17 protein-coding genes and 2 pseudogenes are annotated in these 18,608 nt (G+C 33.2%); 7 read left to right on the plus strand and 12 right to left on the minus strand.

Translation table 11 applies throughout. The features are described from left to right. Positions 1-257 precede the first annotated feature (257 nt). Positions 258-890 (plus strand): cupin domain-containing protein, encoded by a 633-nt coding sequence (locus ABH955_RS06390; protein WP_002136296.1) that lies wholly within the window; start codon positions 258-260, stop codon positions 888-890. A 618-nt stretch (positions 891-1,508) separates the two neighbouring features. Here the strand turns inward: ABH955_RS06390 and ABH955_RS06395 are convergent. Next, entirely contained in the window at positions 1,509-2,801 is a 1,293-nt protein-coding gene (locus ABH955_RS06395) for an exosporium glycoprotein BclB-related protein (protein WP_404490989.1), read from the minus strand. Between the two features lie 477 nt (positions 2,802-3,278). On the opposite strand from ABH955_RS06395, the gene ABH955_RS06400 reads away from it, so the two are divergent. Then, a complete protein-coding gene (locus ABH955_RS06400) occupies positions 3,279-3,569 on the plus strand; it encodes a DUF4183 domain-containing protein (RefSeq protein WP_002031992.1) in 291 nt (96 codons plus the stop codon). 65 nt (positions 3,570-3,634) lie between these two features. Here the strand turns inward: ABH955_RS06400 and ABH955_RS06405 are convergent, their stop codons facing one another. Then, on the minus strand, positions 3,635-4,402 hold the full coding sequence (locus ABH955_RS06405) for a DUF4183 domain-containing protein (RefSeq protein WP_404455240.1): 768 nt from the start codon (positions 4,400-4,402) through the stop codon (positions 3,635-3,637). A 136-nt stretch (positions 4,403-4,538) separates the two neighbouring features. Between ABH955_RS06405 and ABH955_RS06410 the strand changes: the two are divergent. Further along, positions 4,539-4,742: pseudogene (locus ABH955_RS06410) on the plus strand (BclA C-terminal domain-containing protein); the annotation flags it as partial. Positions 4,743-5,112: 370 nt separating this feature from the next. On the opposite strand, the gene ABH955_RS06415 reads toward ABH955_RS06410, so the two are convergent. Further along, positions 5,113-5,727, minus strand: a complete 615-nt coding sequence (locus tag ABH955_RS06415; protein ID WP_242311477.1) for a helix-turn-helix domain-containing protein — start codon at positions 5,725-5,727, stop codon at positions 5,113-5,115. A gap of 59 nt (positions 5,728-5,786) precedes the next feature. On the opposite strand from ABH955_RS06415, the gene ABH955_RS06420 reads away from it, so the two are divergent. Next, the gene (locus tag ABH955_RS06420) at positions 5,787-6,371 is read left to right on the plus strand and encodes a LysE family translocator (protein ID WP_113936520.1); all 585 of its coding nucleotides are present in this window, start codon (positions 5,787-5,789) and stop codon (positions 6,369-6,371) included. A 561-nt stretch (positions 6,372-6,932) separates the two neighbouring features. Here the strand turns inward: ABH955_RS06420 and ABH955_RS06425 are convergent. The 4 genes from ABH955_RS06425 to ABH955_RS06440 form a co-directional block, all read right to left on the minus strand. After that, a complete protein-coding gene (locus tag ABH955_RS06425) occupies positions 6,933-8,729 on the minus strand; it encodes an ABC transporter ATP-binding protein (RefSeq protein ID WP_404490990.1) in 1,797 nt (598 codons plus the stop codon). Next, entirely contained in the window at positions 8,722-10,476 is a 1,755-nt protein-coding gene (locus tag ABH955_RS06430) for an ABC transporter ATP-binding protein (RefSeq protein WP_404490991.1), read from the minus strand. The genes ABH955_RS06425 and ABH955_RS06430 overlap by 8 nt, the downstream gene beginning before the upstream one ends. A gap of 589 nt (positions 10,477-11,065) precedes the next feature. Next, positions 11,066-11,950: a GNAT family N-acetyltransferase gene (locus ABH955_RS06435; protein ID WP_404490992.1), complete on the minus strand. Its 885-nt coding sequence runs from the start codon at positions 11,948-11,950 to the stop codon at positions 11,066-11,068. Between the two features lie 260 nt (positions 11,951-12,210). Next, positions 12,211-12,897, minus strand: coding sequence for an MOSC domain-containing protein (locus ABH955_RS06440; RefSeq protein WP_404490993.1), 687 nt, complete (start codon positions 12,895-12,897; stop codon positions 12,211-12,213). A 154-nt stretch (positions 12,898-13,051) separates the two neighbouring features. On the opposite strand from ABH955_RS06440, the gene ABH955_RS06445 reads away from it, so the two are divergent. Then, positions 13,052-13,951: a LysR family transcriptional regulator gene (locus tag ABH955_RS06445; protein WP_404491023.1), complete on the plus strand. Its 900-nt coding sequence runs from the start codon at positions 13,052-13,054 to the stop codon at positions 13,949-13,951. Between the two features lie 104 nt (positions 13,952-14,055). Here the strand turns inward: ABH955_RS06445 and ABH955_RS06450 are convergent, their stop codons facing one another. The 4 genes and pseudogenes from ABH955_RS06450 to ABH955_RS06465 form a co-directional block, all read right to left on the minus strand. Continuing rightward, positions 14,056-14,319 carry a hypothetical protein gene (locus tag ABH955_RS06450; protein WP_404490994.1) on the minus strand — a complete coding sequence of 88 codons (264 nt, stop codon included), beginning with the start codon at positions 14,317-14,319 and terminating at the stop codon, positions 14,056-14,058. 274 nt (positions 14,320-14,593) lie between these two features. Further along, a complete protein-coding gene (locus ABH955_RS06455; protein WP_404455218.1) occupies positions 14,594-15,199 on the minus strand; it encodes a PRK06770 family protein in 606 nt (201 codons plus the stop codon). A 256-nt stretch (positions 15,200-15,455) separates the two neighbouring features. Continuing rightward, a pseudogene (locus tag ABH955_RS06460) lies at positions 15,456-16,097 on the minus strand (nucleoside/nucleotide kinase family protein). Between the two features lie 17 nt (positions 16,098-16,114). Next, positions 16,115-17,011 carry a CPBP family intramembrane glutamic endopeptidase gene (locus ABH955_RS06465; RefSeq protein WP_404442746.1) on the minus strand — a complete coding sequence of 299 codons (897 nt, stop codon included), beginning with the start codon at positions 17,009-17,011 and terminating at the stop codon, positions 16,115-16,117. A 383-nt stretch (positions 17,012-17,394) separates the two neighbouring features. Here ABH955_RS06465 and cspD point away from each other — a divergent pair, with 383 nt between their 5' ends. Both cspD and ABH955_RS06475 read left to right on the plus strand, forming a co-directional pair. Further along, positions 17,395-17,598, plus strand: a complete 204-nt coding sequence (cspD, locus tag ABH955_RS06470) for a cold-shock protein CspD (protein WP_002012849.1) — start codon at positions 17,395-17,397, stop codon at positions 17,596-17,598. Positions 17,599-17,684: 86 nt separating this feature from the next. After that, positions 17,685-17,870, plus strand: a complete 186-nt coding sequence (locus ABH955_RS06475; protein ID WP_000286202.1) for a cold-shock protein — start codon at positions 17,685-17,687, stop codon at positions 17,868-17,870. A gap of 43 nt (positions 17,871-17,913) precedes the next feature. On the opposite strand, the gene ABH955_RS06480 is transcribed toward ABH955_RS06475, so the two are convergent. Beyond that, the gene (locus tag ABH955_RS06480) at positions 17,914-18,465 is read right to left on the minus strand and encodes a GNAT family N-acetyltransferase (protein WP_002031946.1); all 552 of its coding nucleotides are present in this window, start codon (positions 18,463-18,465) and stop codon (positions 17,914-17,916) included. Between the last annotated feature and the right edge of the window lie 143 nt (positions 18,466-18,608).

The following is an 18,608-nucleotide window of genomic DNA, read 5'->3' on the forward strand; positions in this document are numbered from 1 at the left end:
TTTCATATAACGTAACCATTAAAATATACGAAATAAATTTTAATATTTTTACTCCTAACCTAACATCAATAATTCCGACTTTCATTAGTTCGCTCTAATTTTTATCCGTATTTACATTATGAGAAATAAGAAGCACAACCTATATTATTTATAAAACAGGTGAATTTATTATGATACAGACAAATGCACATAACTAACACTAGGCACATATCCTAAAGTTGTATCCATACTTACCTATAGAAAGGCGGGTAATACAATTGACTTCTAATATCGACTACACTTCCCCCTCAACTAATTTCACTCATGATTTAAGTAAAAGTAATTTTTTTAAGAAAGATGCCCAAAATTATATAAACGTACTTGGCATTAAACAATTAAATACTTTAGAAAATACTTCTTTATTAGATATTTATTTAAGTACAGGGAATGTTGTAGAACCACATATTCATCAAAATGCAGCTGAACTTGTTTACTGTATTTCAGGATCTGCTGTTGTTTCTTTACTTAATCCATTTACGAATCAGATATTAAACTTACCGATAAAACCAGGGCAAGTTGCCAACATTCCACAAGCGTGGTGGCATTATGAAATTGCTTCAGCAGATAATACTCATTTATTAGCTATATTCAATGCCCCAACCCCAGAAGTTATTTTTGGTTCTGATATTTTAAGATTAACTCCTGCTAATATGATGGCTCATACTTATTGCCTCAATGAGCAACAATGGAAACAAGCAGTATCCCCAATTCAATCCACTACGGTAATTGGTCCTCCCGCAAACTGTAATCAAAACCGCGACATGATAAATCAGTCAACTCAGCCCCCTACTCAGCAACAAAATCTATATTACCAAGATTCTTATTACTTCCCTCTATACTGGGGGTATTAATTAGTATCATTTTAATAGAACCACCATTTATCTCCTCGGAAAATATCGAGGAGATTTTTTATCGTAACAATTAATAGAGTACATACATATAATATTTATATATTTAATTGGAGGTGATAGTACTATGAGTAATTATAACTATCGAAAAAACTACTCTAATAATAAAAATAGTAGCTCTTCAGCATCCTCTCAATCTTCGAACTCTCAATCTTCCGATTCCCAGTCACAAAGAGATTTAGCCGAGCAAGGCTATGTAAAGAAAAAGGGATGTAACTGTAATAAAAATAAATAGTTTATTACTAATTTGAGCAATGACATTTCACCGCTCATGATTAACAATTTAACCCACTAGTATATAGTTTATTTTATGGATGAATTCTGTTTTTAATAGAATTCATCTTTTTTGTTTCTATGTAATTTTTCAAACCATATAACTTATTCCATAAACAATAAAGTGTAAATCATAAATTTTGATTTTTCTTATATACCAACTTATCAAATAGTAATTTCTCAATTGATTCATCACCTATCTTCCCATAAAAGATAGCCCCTCCTAATAAAATTAGGAAGGGCTATATACAAATGCCTGTTTAAATTTCAAACAAACATTGTAACAAGTTAGACGATATTAATACCTGCACTTACAAATCCAGCAACTGCAGCTATTGGACTAGCAGCTGTTAATGAAACATATAATAATACTTTATCCCCAGCGGCTACCGGAATTGCTTCAGGTATGATACCTGATGCTGTGTCCAAAATAGCTATTATAGCAAATGCTGGTGTTAATAATAAAGGTGCTCCTTGTACTGTAAACGTATTACTTGCTGCTGGTGCAGTTAATATTTGTATCTGCACTTGAACAGGTGATAATGGAGCTAATGCAGCTGTTGCACTAAAGAAGCCAGCCAATGACGTAATAGTCCCTGCGCGTGGTGCTACAAATGCATAATCACCTATCCCTAACGCTAATGTGATACTTGTTCCACCAGTTAAAGCAACTCCAGGCTGACTAAATCCAAATCCAAGAAGAGTTCCTGTATTAGCTACTAATGCGTTCACTAACGCAGATGGTGTTGTACCTGAAGCAAATGGAATAATAGCTCCGCCACCTGTTGCTCCTGTTGCTCCTGTTGCCCCTGTTGCTCCTGTTGCTCCTGTTGCCCCTGTTGCCCCTGTTGCTCCCGTTGCTCCTGTTGCTCCTGTTGCTCCTGTTGCTCCTGTTGCTCCTGTTGCTCCTGTTGCTCCTGTTGCTCCTGTCGCTCCTGTTGCTCCTGTTGCTCCTGTTGCTCCTGTCGCTCCGCCTCCTGTTGCTCCTGTTGCTCCTGTTGCTCCTGTCGCTCCTGTTGCTCCTGTCGCTCCTGTTGCTCCTGTCGCTCCGCCTCCTGTTGGACCTGTTGGACCTGTTGGACCTGTTGGACCTGTTGGACCTGTCGCCCCTGGAGTAGCATTGATTAATTGAATTAATAAATTAAAAAGAAGTTGTAAAGTTGCAGAATCAACATTTGAGTTGCAGGATATAGGGATAAGATCTAAAGCGAAGAAGAATTGTGCAAGGGCGCTATAAAATTGTTGCAATAATGTTGACAATTGTCCTAAATTAGGTGCTGGAGATTGTAATAAAACTATAATACTTTGAGTTAATTGTTTCAAAAAATTAACTTCTGGAGAAGGTAATAAGGAATTTAAGAAAATTAAAAATTGATTAAATAAATCGAGTAACGCTAATCTGTTTGCATTACTTGGATTTGTAAAAAATGCTGAAATAGCTGATACTAATGAGTTTAGTAAAGTAATTAATTGACTTAATTGTTCCCTAGTAATAGGAACTGACTGTGGATTTTTACAACAATCTGCTGAAAAAACAATTGGATTGCAGTTATTATGACCAAAACAATTATTATTTGACATTTATTTCCTCCTTACTTTTCTTATAGTTGAGTGTTTTCCTATTCTAAGAACTATAAAAGATGCGATTGTAAAAAGTAGTTGAGTTATATGTTTCTCTTAAAATAGGAAACATGAATTATAATCAAACTTGAAAACGTAATTTAATTATGTTCATGACTCACATATTAATTATATGTTTTTAATAATTGACTGCTTAGATTAAACACCTAAACTTAAGAGTTTATTTTATTTTTCCACGTTTATCTATTAGGTCCAAAAGCACATTTTCATTTAAAAATTAAAACATAAATAAATCATTAGCATATATTCTACAAGTAACAACATCATTCTTTCAACTAATTAAAAATGATACCTTTACTAATATTGTGTTCCTTCTATAATCATGAAGCCGTTTCTATTATAAAAAACTTTCATACAATATAGTGGACAAGTTATTCTATACTTCGTTCAAAAAATAATTAAAGGAGTGAAATTTAATTGCCAATTATTCAACCATTTATCGCTTCTAGAAGATTTACATCTACACTAGGAGCTGGAACAGGAACAGGTGCAGCTTTTGCAATTGCTGCAACAGCTTGTTTAAACGATGCCGGTACTACTGCAACTGCCTTTCCGACTTTTACGTATTACAACCTCTATGTAAACGGGATAATTCAACCTAGCGTGAACTCCAGTGTCACCACAGGTCCTACTGGTGCTATTACAATTCCTGGCGGAGATGTATTAGACGGTGGAATCCCAATAACAATTGAATTTATCGTCACTTAATTTTAACTATTGTAATTTAGAACAAAAAAAGACAGATTCCTTTTTCCATTAAGAATCTGTCTTTTTTAATTAATAATAATAAATTGTAATATAATTGATGACCCTTGCGAAGGTGGTTGATTATCCAATAAAGTTAGTTTACCAGTACTAACTTCATAAAATGGTTGTGGTTGCAAAATTCCATTAATAAACAAATTTATATATGAAACCTCACTAGGTGATAATATATTCGTTGTCCCATATTGAGCTATCCCATCTGCATCTGTATATATAAGTTTCTCTCCATCTGAAAAAGTATAATATAATAAATTGGTTGTTGTTATGGGACCAATAACCCCAGGTTCTCCTGTTGGTCCCGTTGTACCGGTCGGGCCTGTTACACCTGTGGATCCCGTTGTGCCGGTCGGGCCTGTTACACCTGTGGATCCCGTTGTACCAGTCGGGCCTGTTACACCTGTGAATCCCGTTGTGCCGGTCGGGCCCGTTACACCTGTGGATCCCGTTGTGCCGGTCGGGCCCGTTACACCTGTGGATCCCGTTGTGCCAGTCGGGCCCGTTACACCTGTGGATCCCGTTGTGCCAGTCGGGCCTGTTACACCTGTTGGTCCCGTTAGACCGGTCGGGCCTGTTACACCTGTGGATCCCGTTAGACCGGTCGGGCCTGTTACACCTGTGGATCCCGTTAGACTGGTCGGGCCTGTTACACCTGTTGGTCCCGTTGTACCTGTTGGTCCCGTTGGAATATAAATTGGGGGAAGAACTGGAAATGTAGGTCCAATATTTCCAGGTTCTATCATAGCTTTATTTATTGATAATTTATCATCTCGCTTCAATTTAATACCTCATTCCACATTTTTGTCTACTAATTTATATAATAATAACTCTATCATTTCAGAAAAATTCCATAACTAATCTTTTTTTCATTCTCAAATGATTTTTACATATATTAAACATTTACCTTTGCTATAACTACTATTGAACTCTTCCATTCCACTTCCTAGATCTATTTTTACTCCCGCAATATCAACTTCAAATTATAATAATAATAATTCAATTACCAATTTATTTGCTTGTAATACAATTTCACTTCAATTATTCGGCATATTATCCATCTTTAATTTAGTTGAAGGTGGTTCAACAGGTACCTTTCTAACAATTATACGAATCGATTAAAAAATGATTCATTCTTTTTTTAATAAACATTTTTAGATACTAAACTAGTAACTATCACGACAGTGATTAAGCAACAAAAACACATTTCACTATATTCATAGTAGTAACTATCTTTACTAAATTTTCCGTATATATATTATCAATTTACACTGCGCCCATGCTGATGTTACATTAAATAAGAAGACAGTTTCTCCTTTACGAACCATCTCAATACGTATTTGAGAAATATTCTCCAATCCTATACGCGAGAGCAATACTGTGTTGACACTCAAATGAGTGTCTTTTTTTGTAAATTGTAATAAATAAAACCATCTCTTATAGATGGTTTTATCAAAACATATCTCTTTATATTTTAAATAAAATAGCAAGTTTATGAAGCTGGATAATAAATGGTCATACTTAACCGAGTTAGCGTTCGTCCGGAATTATGATAAGAGTGCGGTCTATCCGCCTTAAAGCGAATTGAATCTCCGCTATTTAATGTATATTGACAATCATTTATTTCAATTGTCAATTCTCCCTCAAACACCGTTATAAATTCTTCGGTCCCTTCTTTATGGCCTTCCGAACTTAATTTTCCTTCCTTTTCAATTTCAACCGTATAGATTTCAAAGTTCCTATCATCTTGAAAAGGAAAAGAAGGATACACTTTATATCTCCCATTGTCTTCTGATAATACTTGAACATCGTTTCGTAAAACCACTTTCGTATCAGGCTGTGGATTATTAATTAAAGACGTAAAAGACACTTTTAAACCATTCGCAATTTTCCATATCGTTGTTAGTGTCGGGCTTGAATCTCCTCTTTCAATTTGTCCAATCATCGTTTTACTCACACCCGTTAATTGGGAAACCTTTTCTAAACTTAATTTTTCTTTCTCACGTATTGCCTTTATATTTTTCGCCAAAATAAGTTGAATTTCTTCCATAAAAAACACTCCTATACTATATACAACATAACGACCGTTATGTATAATAAAAAGCACACGTTATATTGTTCTTTTCGGTCATTATAACACACGAAAAATACTTAGGGGGTTTTGAAATGCCTTTATTTTCTTTTTTATTATTTGTTTTTATTAGTAGCTTCACACCCGGTCCTAACAATTTTTTAGCTATGACATACGCAAATCAACTTGGTTTGAAAAGGAGCATGCAATTTTGCTTTGGAGTAGCTTTCGGTTTTTTCCTCCTCACTTCTTTATGTAGTTTCTTTAATATCGTACTAATTAATATTTTACCCAAAATCGAATTACCTTTAAAAATTTTAGGAGTAGCATACATGCTATATCTAGCTATTAAAATACTCACTAGTAAAGGCAGTACAGATCCCGATGAAAAAGATAATAAAAACTTATTTACAGTGGGGATTTTTCTTCAGTTTGTTAACCCTAAAGGGATATTATTCGGACTGACTGTAGTTTCTACTTTTATTCTCCCTTACTACAATTCATATTCCAGTTTTCTACTTTTTTCATTATTTCTAGGTGTAGTCGGTTTAATGAGTACATTTAGTTGGAGCCTGTTTGGTTCAATATTCCAAAAACTTTTATTACAACATACTCAATTATTTAACATCATTATGGCTGTTTTATTGGTTTTCAGCGCTATATCAATCGTTATAAACTAGCTCTATACTCATTCCGGTTACTTATAAACTACCTTTCTATATATTTTTAAAACTTAGATTGTTTTTAATAGTAATCTATTTCATAGTTCTAATTCATTCATGGGTTGAGGTGATACTCTATATACCATTTGTGACATATCGAAACGAACTAATTCCGATATGTCACAAATGCTTAAAGTTTTTACCTAGTCAGCTCAAATCTCCCACCTATTTATTGGACTCTGCTCTATTCACTCCTTAAGGCGGGAGTTTTCTGCAAAAAAATAATAACGTATAGCTTTAATCGAAGCGGATTTTTGTTCATTTCCCACTAAATATAAGCTGAAACCAAACTGACTTGCCCCCCAACATAACAAAGCAACAAACACCGAATCAATCTTACTTCAAATTTACTCAACTTCATACCACCAGCCTTTATGATCAAGCCAACCTCTTTTCACCTAGTCTGCAAAAGTACGCTGTTAAAACATTCAGTGAAAGACTATTCGGATGGCAATGTTTGCAAATACAAAAAATGCGGTTTCTCTTATCACGAGAAACCGCATTACATCAATATTTTTGTTAAATTTTAAACTGACTCGTATACAAATCAAAGTAGAATCCTTTCTCTTCCATAAGAGATTCGTGATTTCCTCTTTCAAAAATACTACCATCTTTAATTACAAGTATTTGATCTGCTTTTTCAATCGTTTTCAGCCGATGAGCGATTACAAAACTTGTTCGCCCTCTCATTAAATTATTTAATCCAGATTGAATTTGTAATTCTGTTCTCGTATCAATATTAGATGTTGCTTCGTCGAGAATTAATATATCTGCATCTGCTAAAATCGCTCGTGCAATCGCAAGGAGTTGTTTTTGTCCTTGACTTAAATTCGAACCTTCTGAAGCAATTTCCGTTTCATATTGATTCGGTAGATGTTTTATAAAAGAATGTGCTGATGCTGCTTTTGCTGCTGCAACTACTTCTTCATCACTTGCATCTAAACGTCCATATCGAATATTTTCCATAATCGTTCCTGCAAATAAATACGTATCCTGTAAAACAACCCCTATTTTACTCCGCAAAGAATTAATATCATAATCCTTTATATCTTTTTCATCAATGCTAATTTGCCCTTTTTGAATGTCATAAAAGCGAGTTAACAAATTAATAATTGTTGTTTTTCCTGATCCAGTTGGACCGACTAAAGCGATTGTCTCCCCAGGATTCGCCTTGAGACTCACATCTTTTAAAATCATGTTGTCCTGTGCGTATCCAAATGAAACTTTCTCAAGCCTAACATGTCCTTGTAAATTTTGTACAAGTACTGCATCTTTTTTATTTTGAATTTCTGGTACTTCATCCATAATTTCAAAGACACGTTCTCCTCCAGCAACTGCCGATTGAATCGTATTCATTAAAGTTGCAAATTGACTAAGTGGCCTTGAAAATTGTCGAGAATAATTAATAAAAGCTGCAATGACACCTACTGTTGTCATTCCGTTTAATACCATTACCGATCCAGTTCCAATTACAAGCCCCATTCCTAAGTTATTAATAAAGTTCATACTTGGAAAAATAAATGCTGAAAACGTTTCAGCCTTCGTTGCTGAAATTCTTAGCTGTTCGTTAATTTTATTGAAGTTATGTACGGTTTCTTTTTCTTTTCCGTATAACGTAGTTACGTCTGCACCTGTAATGGCTTCCTCAATAAATCCATTTAATTCTCCTAAATCCTTTTGACGCTTCGCAAAGTTTTTCCCACTATAAGCAACTAGTTTTTTCGTAACGAAAAACATAATAGGTACTGTAATTAAAGTTACAATCGCTAAAATCCAATCTAATGAAAACATCGCAATTGTTACACCTATAAACGTTAACGCTGATGAAATGATTTGCACAACACTTTGTGTCAAAGCTTGATTTAAGTTATCAATATCATTTGTCACACGGCTCATTAAATCACCTTGAGAACGTACATCAAAGAATCGTAGAGAAAGTGTTTGGATTTTTTCAAAAATATCTTGTCGTATTTTTTGTATCGTCTTTAATGCAACATTAATCATTACAAATGTTTGTAACCATGTTAACAATACGGTTATCCCATATATTACAATGAGCAGCATGCACATTCTCGCTGTCCCGCTTAAATCCTTCGGTACAATGTATTCATCAATGATGACCCCCATATAATATGGCCCAAGTAAACCTAGTAATGTCGTGATAAATACAAGAATAATAACGAACATAAGAGATGCTTTTTGATACCCCATGTAGTTCCATACTCGCATTATAGTTCCTTTAGTATTCTTTGTTTTTCCCGTTTTCGGATTGTTACGTCCACCTTTATTTCCAAATTGTCCTTGAAAATTACGCATGCTCTTCCCCTCCTTCTTGCTGCAGACTACCACCTTGGGAAAGATAAATTTCCTGATACACTTCACAAGTTGCCAATAAATCCTCATGCGTACCATTTCCAACTAATTCACCGTTATTCAACACGAGGATTTTCTCAGCATCTATAATAGAAGATATTTTTGATGCAATTAAAAATGTCGTTGTGCCACTATATCTTGTCCTTAACGCTTCCTGTATTACAGCTTCTGACTTCGCATCAACTGCCGATGTAGAATCGTCTAATACAAGAATAGATGGCTTTCTCACTAGGGCTCTTGCAATAGATATACGTTGTTTTTGACCACCAGATAGATTGGTTGCACCTTGTGTTAAGTTATATTCATAAGAGTCTTCCAGCTTATTGATAAACTCAGTCGCACAAGCAGATGAAGATGCTAATTCCAATTCATCATAAGTTGCATCTTCTTTGCCATAACGTAAATTCTCTTCTATACTGCCTGAAAAAAGAAGTGCCTTTTGTGGAACGAAGCCAATGGAAGCACGAAGTTTTTGCAAATCGTATGCTTTCACATTAACATCATCTATACATATTTCACCTTGATCAACATCGTAAAGTCGTGGCAATAGTTTCGCCAATGTAGATTTACCACTTCCGGTCGATCCAATAATCCCTATTTTTTCACCTTTACGTACAGTAAATGAAATATCTTTTAAAACATATTCATTATTTTTCGTATAACTATAGCTAATATTTTTAAACTCTACATTACCAACCACTTGTTTTGGTTCATATACGTCGCCTTCAGTTGTAATATCAACTTCAGTATGTAAGACTTGTTGTACACGATCAGCTGATGGAAAAGCACGGGCAATTTGAATAAATACCATACTAATAGACATAAGTGACATTAAAATGATATTTAAATAGTTAATAAAAGCTAAAATGGCCCCTACTTGGAGTGTACCGTTAAAAACTTTCTCGCCACCAATCCATAAAGTTGCTACAATTCCGCTATTTACAACTAGCATAATAATTGGCATCATCAATGAAATAATTTGTATTGCACGAATATTTATTTCAGTTAAACTTGTATTAACTTTCTCAAACTGTGCGATTTCATATTTTTGTCTTACATATGCTTTTATAACACGTACACCGGATAAATTTTCTTGTAGCTTTGTGTTTACTTTATCTAATGCTTCTTGTACTCGCTTAAATGAACCGCTCGATTGACCTGCAATCAATACAATTGCAACTAATAATACGGGTACCACAACAAGTAAAATTGGAAATAGGTCTCTCGCTGTTACAAAGACTATAATGATACTTCCAATAAATAATAACGGTCCACGGACAAGTACACGTAACGTCATCGTCATTGCCGATTGAATAGATGTAATATCATTTGTCACGATTGTTAATAATTTACCTGTTCCAAATGAATCACGATTTTTGCTAGAAAATGTTTCTATTTTCGCAAACACATCTTTTCGTATGTCTGTAGCGAAATTAACAGCAGCTTTTGTAGAATACATCATACAGCCAAGTCCTCCAACTAAACCGATTGCTGCTGCTCCTATCATAAGAAGCCCCATTTTTATTACATAATTCAAATCCCGGTTTGCAATTCCAACATCAATAATATGTTGCATTATTGTCGGTTGAATTAAGTCCATCGCAACCTCAAGTACCATAAATAGCGGTCCAATAATAGCGAAGAACATGTATGGTTTTAAATACTGTAACAACTTGCGAAATGATTTCATACACAATCTCCTTTTTTCATGAAATTACCATCGAATAATTTATATTCCCCCTTATTTGAGCGATATAGTCTGTAATTTCTCCATTAGTCCTATTATATTAGGTAAATTAATATTTAACATTATTAAATGATAAGCATTTATGACTTCCCGGTCAATAAATGTGCTTTATCTTACGTAAATAAAAAACCACATTCTTAATAGAAAGAATGCGGTTTTTTATTTATATTTGTTCAATTGTAAAATTCAATCGCGAATCATTATTTTAGATGAATTTCGGTTTGGCATAGCCAAAAACTTTTGCTAAACTAGCTTTATGGAGTTCTTTGATAGCTTGATATAGAAGGTTGCAGGAAGAAAATAGCGTGCGAAAACCAAGCCATACGGTTCCTGCGTAAAATATCAACCGTATAAAGAGAGCATCCAAGCGTTGGACATTTAGGGGTGGATCGCCCCGAAGTAACGCTCATGGAGACGAAAGGTTACTTTCGTCGTGGAACTTGAGAAGCTCCCACTTCTAGCTTTGCTAAGTGGTGAGTAGTTCACTAGGATTATTACCTTTATCCTCCATCAAAAGCATCTATATAAACATTTAAAACTCCGTTAAAACTGGGAATTTATGTCCTTTAAAATCTAATTCTTTATTACTTCGAACCATCAAAGATTTACTAGACTGTAATTCTGTATATTGTACATCATCAATCCCTAATTGATCTGGGCAAAAATAAAATTCAATCTCTGTAAATGATTCAGAGATTTCCACACATAGTTCATCTAAAATCGGAAGTACTGGAGCAAATACTCCATATAACTTTAGCTTTTCATTTTCTACTTCATAAACAATGATCGCATCTAGTTTCTTAGAATAATACAGTTTCTCATTCCATTTTAAGTCATACATTTTCAAATAAAATGAAGATTGATAATTTATTGTCGAAAACATATTAGAAAGTCTTTGACTATTTTCAATGATTTCATTTATTAAAATTCTATTCTCTTCATTATAAAAATCTAGCTTTCTAAGTATAGAATCTTTATTATTCTTTAAATCATACGGTATAGTCATCAGATATTCCTGCACCACTTGAAATCCAAATGATTTATATAGTTCAGGGGTCTCAGTAAACAAGAAAGCACATTCACATTGCTTATCTATTTCTTCTAGCATCTTATTAAGCAATTGTGTCATTAGCCCTTGTCTACGAAAATCCGGATGTGTCATTACCGATTGAATACCCGCTGCATTTATTTTTTCACCGTTAATTAGTAACGGGAGTGAAAATACCGCAACATTTGCAATCGCATTACCATCTTGTAAATATGAAAATGCTTTAAATGTATTATCCCAATATCCTTTCTCTGAAAAATCATGTAATGTTTGACTCGTAATCCCAAACACTTTTTCAAATAAAGGAAATAACTGCTCTCTGTTCGGTTCTTCAAATAGAATATTTGCAACCTTTTCAACATTACCCATGTTGTACCTCCATACGTCGATTCCATTAAATTATATAAGCTTATAAGACCTACCCAAAAAATAGTCCTTATAATTCAATATAATATCATAAAACATAAAAAAATCATCTAATTAATTTTATGTTTTGACTCTTTAAAACTAAGTCGAATAAACCAACATTGAGATTGTTGAATATTAATAAGTTTATTATATAAAAATAATGCTTTCTAACTAGCTTTTACTAATAGAAATGCACCATTTATAAAAATATTATTCACTTATTATTTTGTTCCTTCAAGTCGCTCCTTCGTACTAATTTCTTCGCCCCTAATACGCTTTTCAAACGTCTTTCTCCAACTAGTAGACAGTGCATTTACTTCTAAAATCCTTTTTAATCCTTCAGAGTTTTGTTTTTCTTTATGCATTATGCGATTCGCAAACGAAACTGACACACCTTTTGGATCAGGCTTCAACAATTTTAAAGTATCTACCGGTAATATCCATCCTTCTTTTAATACTCGAAAATAAAAACCTGTGTATCCTGTATCTTGAAAATATAATGGTAGCTTTGGAATATTATATTTCTTTGCTAATTTAAAACAAGGTTGTCTTGGCTGCGTTACTTGTACAATCGCTTCTCCGAGTTGAAACGTGTCACCAATACAAACATCTTCTTCACGCATTCCGCTTACTGTTATATTTTCACCGAAAGCCCCATATACAAGTTCCTGATTCAATTCTTTTTCCCAGTACGGATAGTGATCACCAGTATAAACACAAACCGCTTTATCTACCCCTCCATGATGAACTAAATCCGCCTGTCCATCTCCATTAAGCTTTAAAAATGATAAAAAAACAGGTTCCTTTACTTGCTTTTTATTTATCCCTGTTTGAATTAACTTCCCACCATACATAACCTCTTTTGGCAGTCCTATATTTAGAGATAGGACTTCATATACTTTAGTCATTTTAATCCCTCCTCTTACTCACGACACAACTTTTCAAACTGATAGATAACTTGAGAATCCACTTCTGATAAAATGATTATAAATCCTACAAAACCATTGTTCAATTCAATTATTTATATAATAATGATAGGTATATCCTATGGTTAAACTTGAGGTGATTTCAATCGAATTACGACAATTAGAATACTTTTTAGCTGTTTCGAAAGAATTACATTTCACAAGAGCAGCCGAGAAATTAAATATTTCACAACCTTCACTAAGCCAACAAATACGTGCATTAGAACATGAAGTAGGAATGCCACTTTTTGATCGAATTGGTAAAAAAATATCTTTAACTGAAGCAGGAAAAGTTTTATTATCGCACAGTAAAATAATCTTTCACGAAGTCGAACAAGCCCGCTCTGCCATTCAAGATTTAAACGGATTACAACATGGATCCTTAACAATCGGCTCATTGTTAACCGTCGTAAATTATTTACTACCACCAGCCATTTTAAATTTCAATAATTTATATCCGAATATTGAACTTTCTGTATTAGGTCTTCGTACAGGGGAAATTCGTGAAAAATTATTACAAAATGAATTAGATATTGGCATTACATTTCTTCCAGTGCAAGATAAAGAGATTGTTTCTATCCCACTATATAAAAGTGAACTTACATTAGTCGTGCCAACCGGTCATACTTTAACTGAACATGATCGTGTATCTATTGCAGAATTACAGAACTATCCTTTAATTCTTTTACCTAAAAATTTCTTTTTAACTGAACTAATTACATCCCATTGTCAAAACTTTAACTTTAAACCAAAACCAATTTTAGAAATTAGTACAATGGAATCTTTAATTCAAATGGTCTCAAAAGGAATGGGAATTACAGTGTTACCAAAACCGTATATAGACTTTTTGCAAAGTGAGCACATACAAGCTATTAAAATTGAAAACCCCACTCCAACAATAGATATAGGACTTATTTATAGAAAAGATAAATATATGTGCGCTTCTACCCGGGAATTTATTGAGCAACTAAAAATAACAGTACATTCTCTACAATAAAAAGCATAAAAAGAGATTATCCAATGAAGCCGCTGCACAACGACCTAATAGAATAATCTCTTTTCATTATGAAATAAAATCGATACGTATAAACTCATATAATTTTAGTGTACCTTTTTTGAGATTGGAATATATTTTGTAAAATATGCTCCAACTAGCAACAATACGATTGAGACTAGCCAAGTAAAAATACCGCCAAAATGAAGCCAATATGCAAACAAATTTAATATTGCAATTAAAAAGCAACAAATAGAAGTTAATGAACTTTTTAATCCTTTTATCCCCGCTTTTTTTCTTTTTTGATAAGTTATATACATCGAAGCGACTAGAAATAAGATAAGAACAAATGGTAACATGACTTGTAGCAATATCAACCCCTCCTGTCTATTTTCACTCCCTTCATTTTACCATCTTATTCCTTTTTAATCTTTAGGAATCAACTCACTTTTCTCTTCTCTCCAAAATAAGTATATTCACTATTTTTAAAGTTCACATTCACTTGAGAAAACGGAAGGATTAGAGAAACTAGAAAAGTAAGCGAGTAATAACAAAAATGAGTAACTGCTCTAAAAAGCAATTACTCATTTTTGTTAAAACATTTGTGTTCATAACAATACAGGTGTTTCAAAATCAATATGTATATTATTTATTAACTTGTACCTCACCTGCAATTAATTTACTACCTGAATATGTACCTTTTTGTATAAAAACTTGATTAATTAATTCTTTTTGCTCCTTTTCTGACATTACTCCTTTTCCTTCTCCTAAATTCCCACTTTGTAATTTCCAAATCTTGTTGTGGTCCACATCAACCTTTTCATATTTTCCTTGTTTCCATCGTTCTAAAATATCCACATATGTACTTTTTTGTGCAACATCATTACTATTTATAATTTCAAGTAAACTTTCAATACGTTCTTGTGTAATAAAAATATAGCCCCATTTTTGATCAGCTTTCGCTTTTTGATGTGCCATTTCATGTAATGCTGTCTGTATGTTCTCATCTGTCCATTTGAAATTTTTATTAAAACCACTATTCGGCAATGAATAATTACCATTTTCTAACATTTTTGCATCTTCGGCTTTTACATTACTATCAGCTAGCACTTCTACTGCCGGAGCGGCTGGTGATTCCTTTTTCGCAGCTGGTTTACTATTATTCAGATAATACAGCATACCATACGTTACACCTACCCCGATTACCGCCATACCAGCTATAATTCCTATGATTTTAAATAATGTTTTCATCTTGCTTGTTTCCTCCCAAATATCTCTGTTCTTACTACCTCATTATTTCTTATATAAAACAGTTCCTTCATTCAAAATAGTTCATCCCATCTCCTATCATATTATTTATATATATTTCCTTATATTGTATTTCTTTTTTTGTGAAATTGAAAGATTATTCTGTTAAAAAATAAAGATATTCTACAAAATTTCCCTTTATATTTATATGGAAACAAAAAAACAACGAGCGCCTTCTAAAACACTCGTTGTTTTTACTTTATGCTCGATTCTCTTTTAACCACTCCGTAATAGCATCTAACCTCGAAACATCAAAACGTCTTTCTTCACACACGTTTAAGCTGTTTAAACTTTTCACAATTTCTAATTCATTCGACTTTATACTTTTTGCTTCAATCAATTTACAGTACCCGTCTGTGACGTTATTTAAATTTTCATAATAACGCTGAAATGCTTTAGATATATGTAAATGTTTTTCAAAGTTTCTTCTTTTTTTCGTCCCATCAGACTCTTTCCGTTTTCTAAGCTCTTCATCACTTGTATATAAATAAAAATATTGATCTGGAAAACCAATTTCTCTATTTATTATCTTTTCTTTATAAAAGTTTTCTATTAAAGATAACGGCTGATTAAATATATCAAAATGGAAACACCAATTATAACTATGTGGCTGCTAAATATCACCATCGAGTATTACTAACTCATATTGCTGCGACTTCTGCATTGCTATATTCCAGCGCTCTACTTGTTTTTCAAAATACCATGTTCTATGTTCATTTTTTGGTCTTTCAAATAATAGATTAACTTCAGGTATAATAAATGCACCGTAATTTTTTTCTAACTCACGACACGTACTGCTCTTACCAACAGCACTTGCTCCCTCAAATGCTATAATCCCCATAGTTTCTCCCACTTTCATTAACTTAAATCTCTTTGCTTCGCATTTTTCCCCCATAACTGTCTCCATAAAACAATTGAAGCGATAGAAAGCATTATTGTTGTAATGATACTACCTTCAATACCAAATGAGCCTCCATAAAGCACTTCTGACCCATTTGTTACAGGCTTAAATAGCGGCGTTGAATATATCGTCATGCCACTAACTGCAAAACCATAGACGTTATATTGCGCCCAATTCCAAATGGAATGCCACGCGCATATCCCCCAAAGACTACTGTCTTTTAAAACGTAAAATGCTGCAAATACACCAACTAATATTATATTCGATATTGAAAGAATTGTAATACCTGGATTAAGTAAATGAAGAAAACCAAATAAAAAGGACGTCACTATAATCCCAACCCATATACGACTTCTAGCAGAAATAACTGGAAACAACCAGCCTCGTACAATAATTTCTTCCGTTGCACCTTGTATTAAAAAAGCAATTAAAGATCCTACAATACCAAATATGGCGGTTGCCGTAATTTGTTGCATTTGTAGTTTTACAATACCTGTTAATACAAGTACAATTACTGGTATTGAAATGAAGACAAATCCTATTAACGCACCTCTCAAATACTTTCTCATCCATTGCACTTTCCAAAAACCAATGGATGAAAATGACCTTTTCTCTACAAACCTAATCCATAAAAAAATAAAAAATATAGCCCCACCAAACGTTAATATCATCTCAATATTATTATAAATTGCCTTTGCAAATGATGTATCCGCTTTCGGTAAAAACAGCATAAATAACATAAAAAATTCACCTAAAGTTAAAAATACAATAGCTAGTATTACAGCTAAAATAGGATGAACTTTTCTTCTTCCTTCTTTCGCAGCTTCGATTATTTTAAATTGAGTATTTCGCAATATTCTCTCCTCCTAAACAAATAAATCACAACTGTTCTTAAATATATATATCCTTTCCCTTATACATACTTATTAATTAAAATGTTCTCAGTTTAGCATAAATCCAAATTAGGCATAATATATAAATAAAAGAGATGTCTTTGTGCCTTTTGCTATAAAACCCCCTATTTTTTCTTGATTTTCCCAACACTTGCTATTTCCCACCATTTGTTGTAAGATAGTAATTAAGGTCAATTTAGCACTATATTTTCTTTGCATATTATCAAGTATCAATCAGGAATGTTTTGTACTCCTTATGGATTTTTGATAATATGTGAACTTTTATTTCCAATCGAATAAGGCCGATCATATTGTAATCTTTTTAAATTTTAGGAGGCATTACCATGACATTAACAGGTAAAGTAAAATGGTTTAACAGCGAAAAAGGTTTCGGTTTCATCGAAGTTGCAGACGGTAGCGACGTATTCGTTCACTTCTCAGCTATCACTGGCGACGGCTTCAAATCTCTTGACGAAGGTCAAGAAGTTAGCTTCGAAGTTGAAGACGGTAACCGTGGACCTCAAGCTAAAAACGTTGTAAAGCTATAATTCAATCAATAAAAAGGTTGTTACCAGCTCGGTTAACAACCTTTTTAATATATAACTAAAAATTTTTACATAAAAGGAGTGGTTATATGTATCGCAATCGAAAGAACGATGTAGCAGAAGTACCACCAGAACAAACCCCTGTTTGGGAATGTGAATCAGAGGATTGTTTAGGATGGATGAGAAAGAACTTTTCATTTGAAGAAGAGCCTAAATGCCCTTTATGTAAAAGTAGTATGAAAAGCGGAGAACGTTTATTACCTAAAATAGGTTGATTTTTACAAGCCCCTCTTATTTTAAATAAGAGGGGCTTTTTTATTAATAATGAATATCCTCTACATCTGTTCGTACAATAGAATACATTAATGCATCGTGTTGTTTATTTCCTTGATGAATGTATCCACGTAACAGCCCTTCTTGTTGAAAACCTAATTTAGATAACATATTACACGAAGTTATATTTTCAGGATATGTAATAGCTCCAATTCTAAATAAGCCTAAATCTCGAAATCCATAAGTAATAATTTCTCGAGCAGCTTCAGAAGCATAACCATTCCCCCAATAACGAGGATGCAAATCATATCCAATTTCTGAGCGTTTACTCCAAAGTTGTAAATTATTTAATCCAATTGTTCCTACTAAATTATTTGTGTCTTTTAATACAATCCCCCAACGCATTGCCTTTTTCTCAAAGTAATTTTTTGAAAAAGATTCAATCATACGTGAAGCTTGTCCAAACTCAGTAAAAGAATTCATACCGTAATAACACGTTACCTCATCTAATGAGAATATTTCATATATTTTTTGACAATAAGATTGTTCTATTTCAACTAAGCGCAAGCGTTCTGTTTCTAACATAGGAAATACCATAGGATCACTCCTTTCTCTCTACTCATTTATTATAGCAGAAAAAGTATTTATAATTAGGAAAGTCCTTAATGTCCCACAAATCAAATATTTCTAGCGATGTTTATCCTATTAATAATATATAACTTCGTTGTATTTATTAATTC

Origin of the sequence: Bacillus sp. RC240 (assembly GCF_044907945.1) — a bacterium.
GTDB lineage: Bacteria > Bacillota > Bacilli > Bacillales > Bacillaceae_G > Bacillus_A > Bacillus_A mycoides.

Bases quoted from the DNA above. Each gene is read 5' to 3' on its own strand.
- cspD (WP_002012849.1), top strand. From the start codon at position 17,395: ATGACATTAACAGGTAAAGTAAAATGGTTTAACAGCGAAAAAGGTTTC.
- ABH955_RS06430 (WP_404490991.1), bottom strand. From the start codon at position 10,476: ATGAAATCATTTCGCAAGTTGTTACAGTATTTAAAACCATACATGTTC.
- ABH955_RS06475 (WP_000286202.1), top strand. From the start codon at position 17,685: ATGTATCGCAATCGAAAGAACGATGTAGCAGAAGTACCACCAGAACAA.
- ABH955_RS06440 (WP_404490993.1), bottom strand. From the start codon at position 12,897: ATGACTAAAGTATATGAAGTCCTATCTCTAAATATAGGACTGCCAAAA.
- ABH955_RS06455 (WP_404455218.1), bottom strand. From the start codon at position 15,199: ATGAAAACATTATTTAAAATCATAGGAATTATAGCTGGTATGGCGGTA.
- ABH955_RS06420 (WP_113936520.1), top strand. From the start codon at position 5,787: ATGCCTTTATTTTCTTTTTTATTATTTGTTTTTATTAGTAGCTTCACA.
- ABH955_RS06425 (WP_404490990.1), bottom strand. From the start codon at position 8,729: ATGCGTAATTTTCAAGGACAATTTGGAAATAAAGGTGGACGTAACAAT.
- ABH955_RS06395 (WP_404490989.1), bottom strand. From the start codon at position 2,801: ATGTCAAATAATAATTGTTTTGGTCATAATAACTGCAATCCAATTGTT.
- ABH955_RS06480 (WP_002031946.1), bottom strand. From the start codon at position 18,465: ATGGTATTTCCTATGTTAGAAACAGAACGCTTGCGCTTAGTTGAAATA.
- ABH955_RS06435 (WP_404490992.1), bottom strand. From the start codon at position 11,950: ATGGGTAATGTTGAAAAGGTTGCAAATATTCTATTTGAAGAACCGAAC.